We start from the raw sequence: 19,084 nt of genomic DNA, 5'->3' as shown, positions 1-19,084 counted from the left end.
CCCTAGCTTCTCATAACACCGCGCGACGCTGCGGGCGGTCCGGGCCTGTCCGTACAGCTAGACGTCGGCTCCCAGGCGCTGGCTGATCACAGTGGACACGCCGTCTCCGCGCATGGTTACGCCGTACAGCGCGTCCGCCACCTCCATGGTCCGCTTTTGGTGTGTGATCACGATGAGCTGGCTGGATTCGCGAAGCTCTTCAAAGATCGTAATGAGGCGGCCCAGGTTGGTGTCGTCCAGCGCCGCCTCCACCTCGTCCATCACGTAGAACGGCGAGGGCCGGGCTTTGAAGATCGCCACCAACAGCGCTACCGCCGTCAGGGACCTCTCACCGCCGGACAGCAGGGAAAGCCGTTTGATTCTCTTGCCCGCCGGCCTCGCCTCGACCTCGATGCCTGTGGTGAGCATGTCGCCGGGATCAGTGAGGACCAGCCGGCCCTCACCGCCCGGAAATAGCCGGGCGAAGACCCGGACGAACTGCGCCGACGTATCGGCGAAGGCCTCCGCGAACACGCGCTGCACCCTGTCATCGACTTCCTTGATGATGTCCAGCAGGTCCTTCCGGCTGGACCTGAGGTCTTCCAGCTGCGTGCTCAGGAACTGGTGCCTTTCCTCCAGCGCCGCGAATTCCTCCAGCGCCAGCGGGTTGACCTTTCCCAGGGACGAAAGGTCCCGTTCCGCTTTGCGGAGCCGCTTTTCCTGCTCTTCCCGCACAAAGGGCTTCCCCTCCACCACGGGCTTGCCGTCGTCATCGACGGGCGCCCGCAGCTCCGCCCATTTGTCCGTGGACCCGCCCGCCGGCAGCGGAACCGGCCGGTCCGGGCCGTAGTCCGCCACGAGCTGGTCGGTCGTGAGCCCCAGCTCTTCGACCGATCTGTTCTCCAGCACCTCAATCCGCAGCCTTTGCTGGCTACGGGCCAACTCGTCACGGTGCACCGAATCCGTCAGTTCCGCAAGCTCCCGGGCCAGGGCGTCGTTGGCGGTCCGGACCTCGGCCAGCTCACGGTCCCTCTGCTCCCTGTTTTGCTCGGCAATATCGCGTTCCCGGGCAGCCAGTTCGACCGAGATGTCACTGAACCGGATCGTGTGCGCCACCGCATGGGACACGGCAGCAGCCCGCCGTGCCTGGACCCTGCGGCGGCGTGCCCGCTCGGCGGCCTCCTCGCGGGCCCGGCGTTCCGAGGCGGCCGCGCGTTCCAGCGACGTTGCGCGGTTGCGGATAGCGGACAGCTGCTCCTCGGCGCTGCGCAGCGAGAGCCTGGCATCCATCTCGGTTGAACGCGCCAGGGTGGCAGCCTCGGCCATGGCGTCCCGCCGCCCGCTGGACGGCTCTTCCTCGGCAGGTGCCTCCTGGGCCGCAGCCAGCCGGGCGGCGATTGCGGTGAGGGCTTCCTGCTCGGTCACGATGTTGGCTTCGGCCCGTGCCAGCGACGCGGCCAGCCGTTCGCTCTCCCCCACGGCGCTGCGCAGGACCGAATTCAGGTGGCCCAGCCGTTCCGCCACGGCCGCGAGCCGCGCGTCGGAGTCATGCAGCCTTTCCAGTGCCGAGTCAGCCCTGTCCTGCGCCGCGGACCGGCGGGACTCCGCGCCCGCCAGTGCGAAACGGCATTGCTCCAGCCCTGCGGTGACCCCGGCAAGCCGGGACGCGGCGTCGTCGACGGCGGCCTGCACCTCAAGCAGCGACGGCGCCTTGGCCGAACCCCCGGTAACGGTGAGTGCCGTGAACACGTCGCCGGCGAGGGTGACGGCTGTCAGCCCGGGCCGTTCGCCAATCAGGCCGGCCGCGGAGTCCAGGCCATCGACGACGGCCGTCGACGCCAGCAGCCCGTGCACCGCCGCTGCGGCGGCGCCGGATGCCGACACGAGCTCCGTCGCCCATCGGGCACCCTCCGGCAGCGTGCCGGACCCGTCCGGCAGCTTCCCGGTGCCGTCCGGCGAAAAGCCCGCCGGCTTTGCCTGATCTTCAAGCAGCAGAGTGGCGCGGCCGGCGTCGTCGTCCTTCAGGAGCTGCACCAAGGCAGCCGCGGCTGCGCCATCCCGGACAACAACGGCATCCGAGGCAGTGCCAAGAGCGGCTGCAATGGCGGTTTCGTAGCCGGGTTCGACCGTCAGCGCCGACGCCAGCGATCCCACGACGCCGGGCAGCCCGGCCGCGAGGGCGTGCCCGGACCCGTCCTTGCGGTTAAGGCCCAACTGGAGCGCATCCCGCCGGGCCCGGAGTGCATCTCGCTCCCGCACGGCCTCCCGCTCGGCGCTCCGGAGGGATTCGATTTCTGCGAGAACGGCGTCCAGCACCGCAGTGGCGTCCTCGTACTCGGCGTCGAGGGATTCCTCGCCGTCCTCGACTCCGGCAACCTGCGATTCAAGCGCCGTGAACTCGGACTGGGCCAGCTTCCTGCGCTCATCGCCTGCAGCCTGGGACTCGCGCAGCCGGCCCACTTCTGCCTGCGCCGATTCCACCCTGGACCTCGCCGCCGCCACCTGGCCGGCAAGCCTGGCCAGGCCTTCTCGCCGGTCGGCAGCGGCACGGAGGGCGGCCGTGAGGCGCTTTTCCTCGGCAGCAGCGGCGCTTTCCGCCTCGCTTTTCGCGGCGGTGGCGGTCGCCAGAACGTCGCGCCTGGCGACGATTTGCTGCTCAAGTTCGGCATGCTCGGCCCGCACGCGGGCCGCCTGCCTTTCCAGCTGGTCGGGGTCTCGGCCGGGATCGGGTGCCGCGTCCGCGGAGCCCAGCAGCCGGCACCGTTCCTGCGCCAAGGAACCGAGCGACCGCAGCCGTTCGCGGCCGGCCGACAGCTGGTACCACGTGTCCCGTGCAGCATTCAATCTGGGGGTTGCCTCGGCAGCGAGCTGTTCCAGCGCGGCCTGTCGCTGACGGCCAGTTCCCAGCTCGTTCTCGACGACGGCGCGCCGCGTCTTGAGCGCGGTTTCGTCGGCGACGTCCTGGGCCAGGGTGTTCTGAAGCCGGACGAGGTCGTCGGCCAGCAGCCGGGCACGGGCATCCCGGACCTCGAACTGGACTGTCTGGGCACGCCGCGCAACTTCCGCCTGCTTGCCCAGCGGTGTCAGCTGGCGCCGGATTTCTCCTGTCAGGTCGCTGAGCCTCTGCAGGTTGGCCTGCATGGCCTCGAGCTTGCGGACGGTCTTTTCCTTGCGGCGCCGGTGCTTGAGGATGCCGGCGGCTTCCTCAATGAAACCCCTCCGGTCTTCGGGTGTGGCGTGCAGTACCTTGTCGAGCTGCCCCTGGCCCACAATGACGTGCATCTCGCGTCCCAGGCCGGAATCGGACAGCAGCTCCTGGATGTCCAGGAGGCGGCAACCGGCGCCATTGATGGCGTACTCGGAACCGCCGGTGCGGAACAGCGTCCGGGAGATCGTCACTTCGCTGTATTCGATGGGAAGCGCGCCGTCGGAGTTGTCGATGGTCAGCGAGACGTGCGCGCGCCCCAAAGGCGGGCGGCCGGAGGTGCCGGCGAAAATCACGTCTTCCATCTTGCCGCCGCGGAGCGTCTTGGCTCCCTGTTCGCCCATGACCCAGGCCAGCGCATCCACCACGTTCGATTTACCCGAGCCGTTGGGCCCCACCACCGCGGTGACTCCGGGTTCAAAGTCGAAGGTCGTGGCCGAGGCAAACGACTTGAAGCCCCGGACGGTCAGACTCTTGAGGTGCAAGGTATTTCGGATCTCCTGAGTGGCGGCAGCGGCTGCGTGTCCTGCCTAAATGTACTGCCATAAGGGCCGGAATCCGCGGATTTACGGCCTTTTGTGCCCGGAGACAGCGGTCACCAACGGCCGTTTCGGGGCCTCGGCTGGCACACCGGACAGGTGTAGGAGGAACGGTTCATGAACTGCTCGCGTTTCATGAGACTGACAATGCCGGACTCCGCGCACCGGCGGCATTCCTCCCCTTCCCGGCCGTACGCGTTGAGGGAACGGTCAAAATAGCCTGAGGCGCCGTTAACGTTCACGTACAAAGAATCGAAACTGGTGCCGCCTGCCGCGAGGGCGTCGAGCATGACCTCGCGGGCTGCAGTGAGGACCCGCTCGGCGTCCGCCCGCCGGAGCTTGTCCGTGGGGCGCGCGTAGTGAAGCTTGGCGCGCCACAGGGCTTCGTCTGCGTAGATGTTGCCGATCCCGGACACCAGGCCCTGGTCCAGGAGTGCCCTCTTGAGACCTGTCCTGCGGCTCCGCAGCCTGCGATAAAAGTCGTCGAAGGAAAAGTGCGGGTCCAAGGGGTCGCGCGCAATATGGGACGCTTCCTGGGCGACAAGGGGCATCGGCACCTCGGCCAGCCCGCCCGGGCCGGCGTCGTCCGTCGGGATGAGCGACGTGACGAACAGGCCGCCGAAGATCCGCTGGTCCACAAACCTGAGTTGCCCGGGCATCCCGGCCCGCGGGCTCAAGTGCAGCCGCACCTTGAGGTGCTTCTCGTCCGGCACGTCGCTGTCCTGCATCAGCAGTTGGCCGCTCATGCCCAGATGCGCCATCAGGGCAACCTGGGGCAGCACTGAAGGGTCGACCGAATCAGCGCCTTCGCCCTGCAATGGCATCCACAGGAATTTTCCGCGGCGGACCACGTCAAGGACCGTCGCGCCTTCAAGGTTCCCGGCAAAATCCTCAGGTCCCAAGGCGTGGCGACGCACGGACCTGGGATCCAAGACTTCGACGCCGGTGATGGTCCGGCCGAGAACCCAGTTCACCAGGCCGCGGCGGACCACCTCGACCTCGGGGAGTTCAGGCACCGCGCACCTAGCTGCCGGCGGCAGGTTCCGAAGGAGCTTCCGCCGTGTCTGCGCCGGAAAGCTTGCGCCAGGCGTCGGCTGCAGCTTCCTGCTCCGCTTCCTTCTTGGAGTGGCCCGATCCCTTGCCGTACGGCGTGCCGCCAATCTGCAGCTCTGCGACGAACGTCCGCGCGTGGTCTGGACCAGACCCTTCCACGGCGTAGTAGATGCTGCCGAGCTGACGGCCGGCAGCCAGTTCCTGGATGCTGGTCTTCCAGTCGGTGCCGGCCCCAAGGGCGGCTGCATCCTGCAGGAGCGGACCGATCAGGCGCATGACAAGCTGGCGGGCGGTCTCGATGTCGTTGGACACATAGGTGGCACCGATGAGCGCCTCCATCGTGTCAGCGAGGATCGATGCCTTGTTCTTGCCTTCGGTGAGCTTCTCGCCCTGCCCCAGGTAGATGTAGTCACCAATGCCCAGGCTGCGTCCAATGCCCGCAAGGGCACGGGTACTGACCACGGCCGACCGGCGCTTGGCGAGGTCGCCCTCGGGCAGCGTCGGGTTATCGCGGTAGAGCGCATCGGTTACTGAGAAACCCAAAATGGAGTCCCCCAGAAACTCGAGCCGTTCATTGGTGGGTATGCCCCCGTTTTCGTAGGCATAGGAACGGTGTGTCAGAGCAAGACGAAGCGTCTCGGTGTCAATGGAGACACCGAGACGCTTCAGAAGCTCTTCAGTTGAAGACATCCTGGTCAGCCTGTGGGCCGATTAGACGTCTGCGACCTTGCGGCCCTTGTATTCAAGGAACAGCGCGGTGCCAGCCGAGTCGGTGACGACCTTTGCCTGGTGCGGCAGGCTGTAAGTAACCTGGCCGTTCTCGACAGTCTTCACCAGGTGGGGGGCAGTCGCCTTCCACTGGGAGCGGCGGGCGCGGGTATTCGAGCGAGACATTTTCCGCTTCGGGACAGCCACGGCTAACTCATTTCTCTCTAGAAAAACACTTACAAATCAATTTTGCCGGTCAGGCTTAGCCAAGTCAGCTAGGGCAGCCCAGCGAGGATCTACGACCTCGTGGTGATGCCCCGGCTCGTCTTCCAGGCGCACTCCACATTCGGAGCACAGGCCCTGGCAGTCTTCCCGGCACACCGGCTGGAACGGCAGCATGGTTACAACTGCGTCCCGCAACACCGGCTCAAGATCGATTAGATCGTGCTCGATTCGATATTGCTCTTCTTCGTCTTCTCCGTCGGAGAACTGGGCGCCCTCGTAGAAGAAAAGTTCTTGCACATTGACTTCGAGGTCATACGCAAGGGGATCCAGGCATCTGCCGCATTCGCCGGTCACTTCGACGATAACGGTTCCGGAAACCAGAATTCCTTCGTGTACGGCCTCAAGCCTCAGGTCAAGCTCGATGTCCGAGCCTTCCTGAACGCCAATGAGCGCCACGCCAAGATCACCTGGCGCGGGCACATGTTCGGTGAGCGTACGCATGCTCCCCGGACTGCGTCCGAGGTCCTTGACATCAAGCATCAAGGGCGAACTAGCATCTCGTTTAATGAGAACTCCTGTTGAACATATGACCGACGTATTATCTTAGCCTGAAGTCCTCGGGGGACTCAAACCGGAGGCCGGCCCCGGCAAAGCGGAGGAGCTAAGGCCAGCCGCCATGCGACCGGGAAAAGCACCACACAACCGGCGGAAAGCCGGAATGTACCGGTCAAGCCTACCCTCTCGACGGCTGGCCCGGGGCAGGCCCACCCGCGACAAGCCGTTTCAGGACGGACCGGGGCACATATTCGGCCACGTTCCCGCCCAGGGTGAACACTTCCTTGATCAGTGTCGAGGACAGGTGCAGGTAGTGCGCCTCAGCGGGCAGGAACACTGTCTCCACGCCGCTCAGTTGCCGGTTCATGGTGGCCATGGGCAGCTCGTAGTCAAAATCCGAGGACGAGCGCAGGCCCTTGACGATGGCGGACACGCCGCGCTGGCGGCAGTACTCGGCAAGGAGGCCTTCACCGACAGGCTCCACGACGATGCCACGCAGGGAGGCCAGCGTCTCCTTGGCCATCTCGATCCGTTCCTCCAGCGTGAACCGGTACTTCTTGGCGTAGTTGGTGGACACGGCCACGATCACTTCGTCGAAGAGGCTCGCGGCCCTGGCGATGACTTCAAGGTGTCCGTTGTGGATGGGGTCGAAGGAGCCTGGGCATACGGCGCGTCTCATGCTCCGAACCTACCGTATGTCCAAGCCGGGATACCATGACTGGATGCATCAGCCGCGCAGGAAAGTGGGCTGACCGGACAGGCGGGAACGTAATGGCAGAGACACTTCCGGCGCCCTGGCAGCGGGCGGCCATGGGGGCGAACCTCCTGGCTTCCGACGGAACCCTGGGCGTCACGATCTTCGAAGAAATGACCACTCTGGCCGTCCGGACCGGCGCCATCAACCTCGGCCAGGGGTTCCCGGACGAAGACGGCCCCGCGGAAATCAAGGCAGCCGCCCAGGCGGCGATCGCCCAGGGCTCTAACCAGTACGCACCGGGCAAAGGCATCCCCGAGCTGAGGCAGGCTGTCTCCGCCCACCAGCAGCGCTTTTACGGACTGGCTCCGGATCCGGACACCGAGGTCATCGTCACTACGGGCGCTACCGAGGGTATCGCCGCATCGCTGATGGCGTTTGTGGGCCCCGGCGACGAGGTCCTGACCTTTGAGCCCTTCTACGACTCCTATGGCGCGATTATCGGCCTTTCCGGTGCCACGCATGTCACGGCGCCGCTGCTCGCCCCTGACTTCATGCCTGACCTCGCGGCACTCGAAAATGCGTTCAGCAGCCGCACCAAAGTGGTGTTGCTCAACAATCCGCACAACCCCACCGGCGCCGTCTTTCCGGCGGACGTCCTGCAGCGCGTGGTCGAACTGGCCCGGAAGTATGACGCCCTCATCGTCACCGACGAGGTCTATGAGCACCTCACGTTCGGCGTCGGCCACATCCCGGTGGCAACCCTGCCGGGTGCCGCGGAGCGGACCGTCACCATCTCCTCGGCCGGCAAGACCTTCTCCTTCACCGGCTGGAAGGTTGGCTGGCTGAGCGGGCCGGAGCACCTCGTGTCTGCCATCCGGACCGTGAAGCAGTTCCTCACCTACAGTTCCGGCACGCCTTTCCAGAGCGCGATTGCGGCCGGGCTGGGGCTGCCCGACGCGTTCTACGACGGCGTCGCCGCCACGCTGGGAAAGAAACGCGACATCCTGAGTGACGGTCTCAGGGCGGCGGGCCTGGACGTGTTCACGCCGCAGGGCACGTATTTCGTGAATGTCGACACGTCTCCCCTGGGGATCAGTGATTCCGTGGAACTCGCCCGGCGCCTGCCTGAGCTCGTGGGCGTGGCCGCCATTCCCGTTCCTGTGTTCTGCCACCCCGAGGGGGCCGAGCGAACGAGGAGCCTGCTGCGGTTTGCCTTCTGCAAGAAGACCGAGGTCCTGGAAGAAGCGGCCACCAGGCTGGCGACCTTGCGGGACAGGCTCTGACGGTGGCGGAAGGTCACTCGCCGGTGTCGCGTTTTCTCCGCACCACCGGCCAGCATGCCGTCATAGAACCGGACCCGTTCACTGACGGCGGCTTCGTGCTCAGCATCGGCGGGGCCGAGCAGTCACACGTCGACCTGGCGGAACCGGAAGACATCTTCTACGAGTACCTGCGCCGGATCGGTCACATGGTGGACCTCGCGGCGCCCTGGGGGGAGGCGGTCACTGCCCTGCATCTCGGAGCCGGCGCGCTGACCCTGGCCCGGTACATCCAGGCGACCCGCCCGGGATCCGTGCAGTACGCAGTGGAGCTTGAACGGGAGCTTCTGGACTTCGTGCTGGAGCAGCTACCGCTGCCCGAAGGCACCGAACTGCACACGGTTATCGGCGACGCCCGCGAAGCGCTGGCGGAGCTGCCCGCGGACCTGCGCTTTGACGTCGTCATCCTGGATATCTTCTCCGGCCCCGACGCTCCGGAACATATCGCCTGCCAGGAGTTCTATAAGGAATGCGCGGCACGGCTGTCGGCGCGCGGCGTGCTGATCGTGAACGTCGGTGACGAGCCTGGCCTGACCCTGGTCCGCAGCCAGGTCGCGGCCCTGCGGCGTGCCATGACCGATGTGGCCGCCTTCGCCGAAGCCGGCATGTTCACCGGCCGGTATCCCGGGAACATCATCCTGGCCGGCACGCAGAAGCCATGGCCGCCCGAATGGACGGCCGCCCTGACAGCCCGCGGGCCGCACCCGGCCAAGGTACTGGCGGGAGTCGACCTGGATCAGCTGTCAGGCTGAGGCTCAGTCCTCTGCCTCCGGAACGACGTCCACCTGGTGGTCGCTGACGGGCTCGGCGAACCACAGCCGGGTTTCGCCGTATTTCTTCTCCGCGAAGCGTTCCAGGGCTGCAGGCCAGAACGGCTCCGGCGTCCTTGACGACCTTTCCACCACCACCACCGCGCCCGGCGCCAGGTGGCGGGCCAGTTTCCCGAGGACTGCGGCCAGGGCCGGCTCGTCCAGCGGGTACGGCGGGTCCAGGAAAACCACATCCCACCGGGTTCCATCAGCCGTCCGCTCCAGGAACGACTCAACCCGCGAGCGGTGTACGGTGACCGTCTTCCGGCCCAGCACACCGTTGATCAGGTCCGCATTCCGCTGGCACACGGCGCTCGCCCGGTCGGCAAATTCGACGAGGTCGACAGCCTGGGCGCCCCTGCTGGCGCTCTCCACGCCCAGTGAGCCGGAGCCCGCGTACAGATCGAGCACGCGGGAGCCAGCCAGCACATCGAAGGCGTCCAGCCGGGAGAACAGGGCTTCCTTAACGCGGTCGGTGGTGGGACGCGTCAGCGAACCCGGCACGCTGACCAGCGGCGTTCCTCCCGCAGCCCCTGCCACGATCCGGCTCATGCCGCCGGCCCCGCTTCCGCCCGGCGTGCCGCTGCTTGGGGTCCCAGCGCATCGGTGCTGCTAGCCACGTTCAAGGAACGCCTCCTTCTCGGGGTTCAGGTAATCGTCGATGGCCTCCGCCAGTGCCGGGTGGTCCGCGAGCGACGGGTCGCTGCCGACGATGTCCTGGGCGTCCTGCCGGGCGCGGGCGATGATGTCCTCGTGTTCCAGCACTCTCAGCAGTTTCAGCGTTGACCGGCCGCCGGACTGGGACGCGCCTAGGATGTCGCCCTCGCGCCGCAGTTTCAGGTCCTCCTGGGAGAGTACGAACCCGTCTGTGGTGGCGGCCACGGCATCCAGCCGGCGGCGGCTGGGGTGGCCGGGTTCAAGCGTGGTGACGAGCAGGCAGGTTCCCGGCAGCCCACCGCGGCCCACCCGTCCGCGCAGCTGGTGGAGCTGCGAAATGCCGAACCTGTCCGCGTCGAGGATGACCATCAGGGTGGCGTTGTGCACGTCCACACCCACTTCGATCACGGTGGTGGACACCAGCAATTTGGTCTCGTTGGCCGTGAACGAGGCCATGGTCTCTGACTTCACGAGGGGATCCTGGCGCCCGTGCAGCGGTGCCAGCGGCACACCCGCCAGGGCCGGTTCCTCGCGGAGATGTTCGACGACGCCTGTCACCGAGGCCAGCTCGCGTGCGGCACCGTCCCCCTCCAGTTCCCCGGCGCCGGGTTCCGCTTCGCCGGGACTGAAGTCGCCGTCGTCGTCCGTTCCGATCTTGGGGCACACGACATAGACCTGGTGCCCGGCGTCAATCTCTTCCCGGGCCCTCGACCAGATCCGGCCTGCCCAGCCGGGGTTCTCCGCAAGGCCCACCACGTGCGTGCTGATGGGCGCCCTGCCTGCCGGCAGCTCGTCCAGCACGGACGTTTCGAGGTCACCGAAGACGGTCATGGCCACCGTCCTGGGGATGGGGGTGGCGGTCATGACCAGCAGGTGTGGGGGCTTGCTCGCCTTCGCGCGCAGGGCGTCGCGCTGTTCCACGCCGAAGCGGTGCTGCTCATCCACCACGATGAGGCCGAGATCGTAGAAGGAAACGTTGTCGCTGAGCAGGGCGTGGGTGCCGATGACGATGCCGGCGGTGCCGGAGGCGGCGTCGAGCAGCGCCTGCTTGCGGGCGGCGGTGGGCATGGAACCGGTGAGCAGGCTGACCTGGACCGTGTGGTCGCCCAGGCCGCCCAGCAGCCCGTCGGCGGCCAGCGGCCCGAGCGTCCGCCGGATGGAGTCAAAGTGCTGCGCTGCGAGGACCTCCGTGGGTGCCAGCAGGGCAGCCTGTCCCCCGGCGTCGACGACCTGGAGCATGGCCCGCAACGCCACGATGGTCTTGCCTGATCCCACCTCGCCCTGCAGCAGCCTGTTCATCGGTCCGTCCTGTGACAGCTCACCGGAGAGCGTCTTGCCCACGGCGGCCTGTCCGCCGGTGAGGGTGAACGGCAGCTGGCGGTCGAAGGCAGCCAGCAGTCCGTCGGGCAGGGGCCGGCGGGCTGTTGCTTCCTCGGCGGCGAGCTGGGCGCGGCGCCGGGCAAGGGCAGACTGGAGCACCAGGGCCTCCTGGTACCGGAAGCGGTCCCGGGCGCGCTGCCAGTCCACAGGGGTCTGCGGCGCGTGGATCAGGCGGTAGGCCTCCGCGACGGGCAGGAACTTCTCGCGCGCAGAGATGCCTGCGGGCAGCGGGTCCGGCAGGTCATCCAGGTCAACGGTGTCCAGGAGCGTCGCGATCACCTTCTGGATTGACCAGCTGGTGAGTTTCGCGGTTGCCGGGTACACCGGGATGGGCATGGCGGCCAGTTTTTCCGGATCCATCCCCGGAGTGTCCGGGTCCTCGTCGAGCAACAGGAAATCGGGGTTGGTCAGCCCCAGCGATCCGCCATAGCGGGTCACCTTTCCGGAGAACATGGCCCGGCGGCCGGGCTGGAGTTCGGTTTTGGCCCGGAAGCCGTTGAAGAAGCTGACTTTCAGGGTGCCCGGCAGGCCGGCCCCCGCAGACCGGACTGAGTTGCCGGCACCGGCGTCGTCGGAGATCACGACGTCGGTCAGGGAACCGCGCCGGGCTCGCATCTGCCGGGTGCTGTTCGAGACGACCCTTGCGATGAGTGTCACTTCCTCGTCCAGGGGAACCTCGCTGATGGGCGTGAGCTCACCCCGGCTCAGATAGCGGCGCGGAAAGTAGTTGAGCAGGCCGCCAACCGTGGTGATCCCCAGGTGTTTTTCGACGACGGCTGCGGAGCGTTTGCCCATCCGGCGCTCCAGGCCGAGTTCAAGCTCGGTGTTCATCTTTCCTCTGCGTTCATCGGCCCTCTGTGTTTCATCAACCCTCGAGGCTCCGGACATCAGCCTCCACCGGGTTGGGGTCTCGTGGCAGTGCCAGCTCGCTGACTGTTACGCCGGTGGGCTCGCCGAGGGAACCGATCATCTCCAGGGCGGGACCTGGCTCCAAGACGTGCACATGGACCCGCCAGCGGTACCGGCCTTCCTGATCCGGAGACGGCCCCACCTGGCTCATGATCACAGAATCCCCGACCTCGTCGAGGCGCTGCCTGAGAGTGGCCGCGTCCAGCGGCGACAGGCTGATGGTGCACATGACCTCCACGCCGTCGTCATCCGGCAGGTCCGCGTGGATGTGGGGGTCCTGCACGTCGTAGCCGTGCAGGCCGTCCAGCAGTTCACTCTGGAGTTCCCCGCCGAGTACCGCCGACCGCAGGCAGTCAAGGATCAGCAGCATCCCCACGCCGCCGGCGTCCACGACGTGGGCGGCCTGCAGGGCATCGAGTTGGCCCTCGGTGCGGACGACGGCCTCGAGTGCTGCCTCAACTGCGGCGTCCAGCACCAGGCCCAGGGCGTGGTTGCTGTCATTCCCGTTCTGGGCGGCGTCGACGGCGGCCGCTGCCCGGGCGGCTGCCTCCATGACCGACAGCATGGTCCCGGGCACAGGGTCGCTGAGCGCCGACCAGGCCCGGATCTGCGCCCGGTTGAGGGCCGCGGCCAGCAACGTGGCGGTGAGCCGCATGTGCCCCGACAAGGGCTCGGCGGCGGCGCACAGGAAAACCGAGAACAGTGTGCCGGAGTTTCCCCTGGCCTGCTCCATCGCGGCCTGCCCGGCTTTGGCGAGGACCGCACCGACGTCGTTCTGGGCCGGGACCAGCTGAATGCTGGCCCTCTGCGACGTTTCCGGCGGGGACTCCTGAAGCGCACGGGCCGCTGCCCGGACTGTCAGGTAAAGGTTGGTGCCGGTGTCGCCGTCGGCCACCGGGAAGATGTTGATCGCATTGAGGCGGTCACTGTGGTTCCCCAGGGCTGTTTCGGCCTTGCCCAACCACCGCTTCATCGCTTGCGCGTTGGCGGCAATCTTAGTCTGCAAAGTGATCCCATCCCACGGAGTCAGCGGGCCGTCCCGCGATCTTAACGCCCGCCGCTTCATTCGAACCGCGGGCCTGTACTGAGCCTATCCCAGTGAACCCGGGAGGCAGCTGAATGTTCGCGGGGAATGTAGCAAGCAGGCCGTGGTCCTCTCCGCCGCCCAGCACCCACGCCAACGGATCGGCCCCCAGGAGCGCGGCGGCCGGCCGCAGTGACGCGGCCAGCTGCTTCAGCTTCCCGGGATCAAGGTCCAGCACGACGTTGCTCGCAACAGCGAGCCGGGTGCCGTCCCGCACGAGCCCGTCCGAAATGTCCATCATGGCGGTGGCTCCTGATGTCCGCGCCCCTGGCCCGGCATCAAGGGGCGGCTCGGGGCGGCACTGGAGATCCAGGAACAGCCTCAGTTCCGGGGCCAGCGATGCCACAGGGTGGTTCGACTCCAGGAGTGCGAGCCCCGCAGCCGCGCAGCCGGCTTTGCCGGCAATGGCCAGAGTGTCGCCGGCCGTTGCCCCGGACCTGAGTACGGGCTGGCCTCCACTGAGGGTGCCGAGAACCGCCACAGTGACGGACAGCTCGCCCCCGCGGCCCAAATCGCCTCCGGCGACAGAGCATGATCCTGCCCCGAGCTTTCCGATGGCCGCGGCCAGCCCGTCCGCCAGGTCCTCGATCCATTCCACCGGAGTGTCGGCCGGCATGGTGAGGCTGACCACGAGCGTGGTTGCGGTGGCGCCCATGGCATTGATGTCGCTGAGGTTCTGGGCTGCCGCCTTCCACCCCACGTCGTAGCCGGTGGTCCGGTAGCCGTTGTTCCACTGGAGCCGGAAATCCTGGTCCTGTACCTGGGTGTCGATGCTGATGACAGTCCGGCCGTCCGGCACGGCAACGATGGCGGCATCATCGCCAGGACCCAGGAGAACGGCCGCGCTGTGCACGGCGTTCAGCTCCAGCCGCGGGAAGATCCGCGTGAGCAACTCGGCTTCGGACAGTTCGGCGACAGTCAGTGGTGATTGGGGCACGCCACTACGCTACCGCGACGGGACGACATTGTTTCCCGGCATGCGGGGCGCCGGTGACCTCACGGCAATTCGGGTCCTGACTCCGGGATAGGGTTAACGCATGCACTGCCGCCGCACCCCTGGATCAGCCCGAACAGCCCGAAACCTTCGGGTCCCCGGACCGGCCAGCCGGCCCGGCATCTGGTCAGTCCTGGCCGTGGCTTCAGCCGCCGCCCTTGCGCTGGGCGGCTGCTCCCCCGCCGTCGATGTTGCGCCCGCCGCCGACGCCGCGAACCCGGCCTGCGCTCCCATGATGGTGGCACTCCCGGACGCCATCGGCGATGCACGCCTCCGCAAGACGAACAGCCAGGCGACGGCCGCATGGGGTGATCCCTCCCAGGTGATCCTGCGGTGCGGAGTCAACGTACCCGGGCCCACCACGGACCGCTGTGTCAGCGTCAATGACGTCGACTGGGTCATCAAGGAGGGCGATCCCGTGTGGACATTGACCACCTTCGGCCGCGAACCGGCCACGGAAATCCTGATGGACCCGAACAAGATCAGCTCGGCGACTGTGCTGGCCGACCTCTCCGGGGCTGCCGGGAAAATCAAGGCAAGCCGCAACTGCGTTGGCCAGGAAGACCTTCAGGACCTGCCCACCAGCAAGTAGGTCCCGACAGGCTCGACCAGAGGTGGTCAAACCCCGGGGCCGGACGGGCCCGGCCAGCGGCGCGTCCTAGCGGAGACCGGTTTTGCGCTTCAGCGCCAGATAGATGAGTTCGTCGATCAGCTCCGCGTAGCTCAGCCCCGAGGCGGCCCACATCTGCGGATACATGCTCTTCGGCGTGAATCCAGGCATGGTGTTGATCTCGTTGATGATGAGCGCGCCGTCGGCGGTGTAGAAGAAGTCGACCCGGCTAAGGCCCTCGGCCCCGACTGCGTCGAATGCCACGGCGGCGAGCTCCCGCACCCGGGCTATAGCCTCCTCGGGCATAGCCGCGGGGCAGCTCAGTGCGGCGGCGTCATCCACGTACTTGGCGTTGAAGTCGTAAAACTCATGGTCACCGGCGGCCACGGAAATTTCTCCAGGCAGGGACGTCCGCGGTGCAGCGAAGCCCCGGCCTTCCAGCACGGCGCACTCGATTTCCCTGCCGACGATGCCGGCCTCGATGACGAGCTTGGGGTCGTGTTCACGGGCGGCCTCGATGGCCGCGTCGAGGTCCTCAAGGCGATCCACCTTTGAGATACCCATGGAGGATCCGGCGCGGGCGGGCTTGACGAACACGGGGTAACCGAGCAGGTCGACACGCTTCCGCACCGATTCGGGATCGTTGCGCCACTGCCGGTCCGTCACAGCGATGTAGGGGCCAACCTGCAGTCCGGCGGCCTCGAAGACCACCTTCATGAAATGCTTGTCCATGCCCACGGCGGACGCCAGTACCCCGGCACCTACGTATCGCGTGTCGGAAAGCTCCAGGAGGCCCTGGATGGTTCCGTCCTCGCCGAACGGACCGTGCAACAGCGGGAAAACCACGTCCACCGTGCCGAGTTCCTGCGGCACCTCGTTGGGCGAGGCCACGATAAGCTGGTGCTCCCCGCCGATTTCGGCGAGTGTCACGGTCTGGGACGACGGCGCAACCTCTGGCAGGGAGGTCGACGAAAGTGACCACTGCCCGGTGTCCCCCGCGGCAAGAACCCACTGCCCGGACTTGGCAATCCCGATGGGAATGACGTCGTATTTGTTGCGGTCGATTGCGCCCAGCACCCCGGCTGCCGTGACGCAGCTGACGGCGTGTTCACTCGAACGCCCGCCGAAGAGCACCGCAACGCGGGGCCTGCTCGTCTGGGCGTTGTCCGCTGCGGTCAAGTTTTCTTCCGACACTGTCAGTAATCGCCTTCGGATTTAAGTTCCCGGGCCAGCAGTAGCGGCCCCAGTTGGTCAACGGACAATTTTCCGGCCAGCACGGCGACGACGGCTGCCGTGATGGGCATCTCGACGCCGAGCTTACCGGCAAGTTCATGGACAGCCTGCCCGGACTTGATGCCCTCGGCCGTCTGGGTCATCTTTTCGGCGACTTCATCCAGGGTGAGTCCCTGGCCGAGAAGCCGGCCGGCAGTGTGGTTCCGGGACAGCGGCGACGAGCAGGTGGCCACGAGGTCCCCCAACCCGGCGAGTCCCGCCATGGTTTGTGCTTCGCCGCCCAGAGCCAGAGCCAGGCGGGAGGTCTCCGCAAGTCCTCTGGTGATCACCGACGCTTTGGTGTTATCGCCCATCTGTTTGCCCTCGCAGATTCCCACCGCCAGGGCTATGACGTTCTTGACGATGCCGCCGATCTCGACGCCCACAATGTCCGAGGTGGTGTAAGGGCGGAAATACGGGGAGGTGCAGCTCCTGGCGATCCAGCCGGCGACCGCGGAGTCGGGACACGCCACGACCGAGGCCGTGGGTTCCTCCCGGGCGATTTCCATGGCCAGATTGGGCCCGGACACCACGGCAATGCGGTTGGCGGGGATATCCAGCTCCTGGCCGATGACTTCGCTCATGCGGGCGTCGGTGCTGAGTTCGAGGCCCTTCATGAGGGACACCACCAGGGCGTCCGCCTCCAGCAGGGGCTTCCATTCGCGCAGCTGCAGGCGCAGCGACTGCGCCGGAACGGCGAGGACCACGAGGTCTGCTCCGGCGAGCACCTCGGCCACGTCGGTGGACGCCGTGATGCTCGGCGGGAGTTCGACGTCGGCGAGGTATTGCGGGTTGCGGTGGTACCGGTTAATTTGCTCTACGACTTCCGCGCGCCGGCCCCAAAGGCGGATGCGGCGGTCGACGCCCGAGGCTGTGGCGGCGTCGGCGAGGATCTTGGCGAACGTGGTTCCCCACGAGCCTGCGCCGAGGACCGCCACCGACACCGCGGCACCGGGCCGGGCCCGCTCAGGCGTCATTGTCCGCCCCGCTCCACGTCGCGGCCGTGCTTCGTCTGGTTGTGCGCAGCGGGGTCCCAGCGTTTGGCGGGGGGCTGCTCAGCGCGGAGTTCAGCCAGAAGGCCGGTGACTGCATCCATGATGGCCTCGGTGGCCTCCGTCAGGGTGGCTTTGTCCCTGGGCCGGCCCTCGAAGCGCGAAAGATCCACGGGATCGCCAATCAGGATCCTGGAAGTTTTCCGCGGAAAAAGATGGAAACGCTTGGCATACCGGGGGAAGACCTCGTGGGCGCCCCAGTGGGCCATGGGCACGACGGGGATACCTCCTTCGAGTGCAAGCCGGGCAGCGCCCGTGTGGCCCTTCATGGGCCAGAGGTCCGGATCCCGCGTCAGCGTGCCCTCCGGGTAGATGACAATCGCCCCGCCCTCTGCCACGATCTCCTGGGCGAGCTGCAGGGAGCGGTTGGCACCCGCCGTCGAGCGTTCCACCGGAATCTGCTTGACGGCGTGGAGCAGCTTACCGAGGACCGGCACCTTGAAGAGGCCTGCCTTGGCGAGGAAGTGCGGGGCGCGCTTCTGGTTGTAAAGCATGTGCCCGACGACCAGCGGATCGATCTCGGTGCAGTGGTTGGGTGCCGCAATGAAACCGCCGGCGGGAAGTTTTTCTGTGCCTTCCCATTTCTTGTTCATCATCAGTGTCAGGAGGGGCCGCGCAATCCCGGCGATGATCACGAACGTGATGTGGCTCTTGGCCGATTCCTTCACAGGGGCACGCTACTTCGCAGCAGTGATGTCGAAATCGGCGCCCAGGCCTGCGAGCTTTTCATTGAAGCGCTCATAGCCGCGGTTAATGATGTCCATACCCGTCACCCGGGACGTGCCGGTGGCGGCCAGGGCTGCGATGAGGTGGCTGAAGCCGCCCCGCAGGTCCGGAACATCGATGTCGGTGCCCTTGAGCTGCGTCGGGCCGGAGATGACGGCTGAGTGGAGGAAGTTCCGCTGCCCGAAACGGCACGGGACGCTGCCCAGGCATTCCCGGTGGACCTGGATGCTGGCTCCCATCCGGATCAGGGCGTCGGTGAAGCCGAATCGGTTCTCGTACACGGTCTCGTGCACGATCGAAACGCCCTCGGCCTGCGTCAGTGCGACAACAAGCGGCTGCTGCCAGTCCGTCATGAAGCCCGGGTGGACGTCGGTTTCGAGCACCAGCGGGCTCAGCTTGCCGCCGCGGTGGTAGAACCGGATGCCGTCGTCGCCGATGTCCATGCCGCCGCCCACCTTGCGGAAGGTGTTCAGGAAGGTCATCATGTCGCGCTGGGAAGCGCCTTCAACGAAGATGTCGCCGCGGGTGACCAGAGCAGCGGAAGCCCAGGACGCAGATTCGTTGCGGTCAGAGAGTGCCCGGTGGTTGTAGCCGCCCAGGTCCCGGACACCTTCAATGCGGATGGTGCGGTCCGTCTGGACGCTGATGATGGCGCCCATCTTCTGCAGCACAGCGATGAGGTCCACGATCTCGGGCTCGGTAGCCGCGCCGGAGAGTTCGGTGATGCCTTCGGCGCGCGTGGCACTCAGGAGGACCTGCTCCGTAGCGCCCACTGAGGGGTACGGCAGGGAGATTTTGGCGCCGTGGAGTCCCTTGGGCGCGGAGATGTGGATGCCGCCCGGGCGCTTCTCCACGACGGCGCCGAACTGGCGCAGCACGTTCAGGTGGTAGTCGATCGGGCGGTCGCCGATCTTGCAGCCGCCGAGATCGGGGATGAAAGCCTCACCGATGGCGTGGATCAGGGGGCCGCACAGCAGGATCGGGATGCGTGAGTCACCGGCGTGGGCGTCAATGGCCGTGCTCGGCGCCGTCTTGGCGTCCTTCGGATCCAGGGTGAGATCACCGGTCACGGGATCCTTCTCCACGGTGACCCCGTGGAGCTGGAGCAGGCTGGTGACAACCTCGACGTCCTTGATTTCCGGAACGTTCCGGAGCACCGAAGGCTCATTGCCCAGCAGCGCCGCCACCATGGCCTTGGGCACAAGGTTCTTTGCACCGCGGACCTTGACACGGCCAGTTAGCGGGACGCCTCCGCGGATTGTCAGAACACTACTCATTTACCGGTTTCCTCACGACTACTCGTCCCCAAAT

General features: G+C 66.6%; 17 protein-coding genes. 3 read left to right on the top strand and 14 right to left on the bottom strand.

Translation table 11 applies throughout. The features are described 5' to 3' along the window. Nucleotides 1–57: 57 nt before the first annotated feature. The 6 genes from smc to coaD form a co-directional block, all read right to left on the bottom strand. Nucleotides 58–3,669 carry a chromosome segregation protein SMC gene (gene smc, locus AC1D14_RS02065; protein WP_476967987.1) on the bottom strand — a complete coding sequence of 1,204 codons (3,612 nt, stop codon included), beginning with the start codon at nucleotides 3,667–3,669 and terminating at the stop codon, nucleotides 58–60. 110 nt (nucleotides 3,670–3,779) lie between these two features. Next, nucleotides 3,780–4,739 carry a bifunctional DNA-formamidopyrimidine glycosylase/DNA-(apurinic or apyrimidinic site) lyase gene (gene mutM, locus AC1D14_RS02060; protein ID WP_230116817.1) on the bottom strand — a complete coding sequence of 320 codons (960 nt, stop codon included), beginning with the start codon at nucleotides 4,737–4,739 and terminating at the stop codon, nucleotides 3,780–3,782. Nucleotides 4,740–4,746: 7 nt separating this feature from the next. After that, nucleotides 4,747–5,466, bottom strand: coding sequence for a ribonuclease III (gene rnc, locus AC1D14_RS02055; RefSeq protein WP_230116818.1), 720 nt, complete (start codon nucleotides 5,464–5,466; stop codon nucleotides 4,747–4,749). Nucleotides 5,467–5,487: 21 nt separating this feature from the next. Next, nucleotides 5,488–5,691 (bottom strand): 50S ribosomal protein L32, encoded by a 204-nt coding sequence (rpmF, locus tag AC1D14_RS02050; protein ID WP_009356569.1) that lies wholly within the window; start codon nucleotides 5,689–5,691, stop codon nucleotides 5,488–5,490. 36 nt (nucleotides 5,692–5,727) lie between these two features. Further along, on the bottom strand, nucleotides 5,728–6,252 hold the full coding sequence (locus tag AC1D14_RS02045) for a YceD family protein (protein ID WP_230116819.1): 525 nt from the start codon (nucleotides 6,250–6,252) through the stop codon (nucleotides 5,728–5,730). Between the two features lie 190 nt (nucleotides 6,253–6,442). Beyond that, nucleotides 6,443–6,943: a pantetheine-phosphate adenylyltransferase gene (gene coaD, locus AC1D14_RS02040; protein WP_230116820.1), complete on the bottom strand. Its 501-nt coding sequence runs from the start codon at nucleotides 6,941–6,943 to the stop codon at nucleotides 6,443–6,445. A 92-nt stretch (nucleotides 6,944–7,035) separates the two neighbouring features. On the opposite strand from coaD, the gene AC1D14_RS02035 reads away from it, so the two are divergent. Next, nucleotides 7,036–8,244, top strand: coding sequence for an aminotransferase class I/II-fold pyridoxal phosphate-dependent enzyme (locus AC1D14_RS02035; RefSeq protein ID WP_230116821.1), 1,209 nt, complete (start codon nucleotides 7,036–7,038; stop codon nucleotides 8,242–8,244). A 23-nt stretch (nucleotides 8,245–8,267) separates the two neighbouring features. Beyond that, a complete protein-coding gene (locus AC1D14_RS02030) occupies nucleotides 8,268–9,032 on the top strand; it encodes a spermidine synthase (RefSeq protein WP_476967986.1) in 765 nt (254 codons plus the stop codon). A 3-nt stretch (nucleotides 9,033–9,035) separates the two neighbouring features. On the opposite strand, the gene rsmD is transcribed toward AC1D14_RS02030, so the two are convergent. The 4 genes from rsmD to thiL are packed head-to-tail and all read right to left on the bottom strand — an operon-like array spanning nucleotide 9,036 to nucleotide 14,056. Continuing rightward, nucleotides 9,036–9,641: a 16S rRNA (guanine(966)-N(2))-methyltransferase RsmD gene (gene rsmD, locus AC1D14_RS02025; RefSeq protein WP_230116823.1), complete on the bottom strand. Its 606-nt coding sequence runs from the start codon at nucleotides 9,639–9,641 to the stop codon at nucleotides 9,036–9,038. 60 nt (nucleotides 9,642–9,701) lie between these two features. Continuing rightward, the gene (locus AC1D14_RS02020) at nucleotides 9,702–11,957 is read right to left on the bottom strand and encodes an ATP-dependent DNA helicase RecG (RefSeq protein ID WP_476874765.1); all 2,256 of its coding nucleotides are present in this window, start codon (nucleotides 11,955–11,957) and stop codon (nucleotides 9,702–9,704) included. A 34-nt stretch (nucleotides 11,958–11,991) separates the two neighbouring features. Then, on the bottom strand, nucleotides 11,992–13,008 hold the full coding sequence (locus AC1D14_RS02015) for a DAK2 domain-containing protein (protein WP_476967985.1): 1,017 nt from the start codon (nucleotides 13,006–13,008) through the stop codon (nucleotides 11,992–11,994). Between the two features lie 22 nt (nucleotides 13,009–13,030). Continuing rightward, nucleotides 13,031–14,056 (bottom strand): thiamine-phosphate kinase, encoded by a 1,026-nt coding sequence (gene thiL, locus AC1D14_RS02010; protein WP_476967984.1) that lies wholly within the window; start codon nucleotides 14,054–14,056, stop codon nucleotides 13,031–13,033. Between the two features lie 100 nt (nucleotides 14,057–14,156). Here thiL and AC1D14_RS02005 point away from each other — a divergent pair, with 100 nt between their 5' ends. Next, nucleotides 14,157–14,705: a DUF3515 family protein gene (locus AC1D14_RS02005; RefSeq protein ID WP_476967983.1), complete on the top strand. Its 549-nt coding sequence runs from the start codon at nucleotides 14,157–14,159 to the stop codon at nucleotides 14,703–14,705. Between the two features lie 66 nt (nucleotides 14,706–14,771). Here AC1D14_RS02005 and AC1D14_RS02000 read toward each other — a convergent pair whose 3' ends face one another. Genes AC1D14_RS02000 through murA form a run of 4 tightly spaced genes read right to left on the bottom strand, consistent with a single transcriptional unit; the run spans nucleotide 14,772 to nucleotide 19,050 of the window. Continuing rightward, nucleotides 14,772–15,917 (bottom strand): D-alanine--D-alanine ligase family protein, encoded by a 1,146-nt coding sequence (locus AC1D14_RS02000; RefSeq protein WP_476967982.1) that lies wholly within the window; start codon nucleotides 15,915–15,917, stop codon nucleotides 14,772–14,774. Between the two features lie 2 nt (nucleotides 15,918–15,919). After that, nucleotides 15,920–16,972, bottom strand: coding sequence for an NAD(P)H-dependent glycerol-3-phosphate dehydrogenase (locus AC1D14_RS01995; protein WP_476874761.1), 1,053 nt, complete (start codon nucleotides 16,970–16,972; stop codon nucleotides 15,920–15,922). Beyond that, on the bottom strand, nucleotides 16,969–17,715 hold the full coding sequence (locus AC1D14_RS01990; RefSeq protein WP_230116829.1) for a lysophospholipid acyltransferase family protein: 747 nt from the start codon (nucleotides 17,713–17,715) through the stop codon (nucleotides 16,969–16,971). Before AC1D14_RS01990 ends, AC1D14_RS01995 begins: the two co-directional genes overlap by 4 nt. Nucleotides 17,716–17,724: 9 nt before the next feature. Continuing rightward, nucleotides 17,725–19,050 (bottom strand): UDP-N-acetylglucosamine 1-carboxyvinyltransferase, encoded by a 1,326-nt coding sequence (gene murA, locus AC1D14_RS01985; RefSeq protein ID WP_230116830.1) that lies wholly within the window; start codon nucleotides 19,048–19,050, stop codon nucleotides 17,725–17,727. Between the last annotated feature and the right edge of the window lie 34 nt (nucleotides 19,051–19,084).

The sequence above is a fragment of the Arthrobacter sp. P1_B11 genome (assembly GCF_056406715.1).
This window is presented reverse-complemented; position numbering and strand designations above follow the sequence as displayed.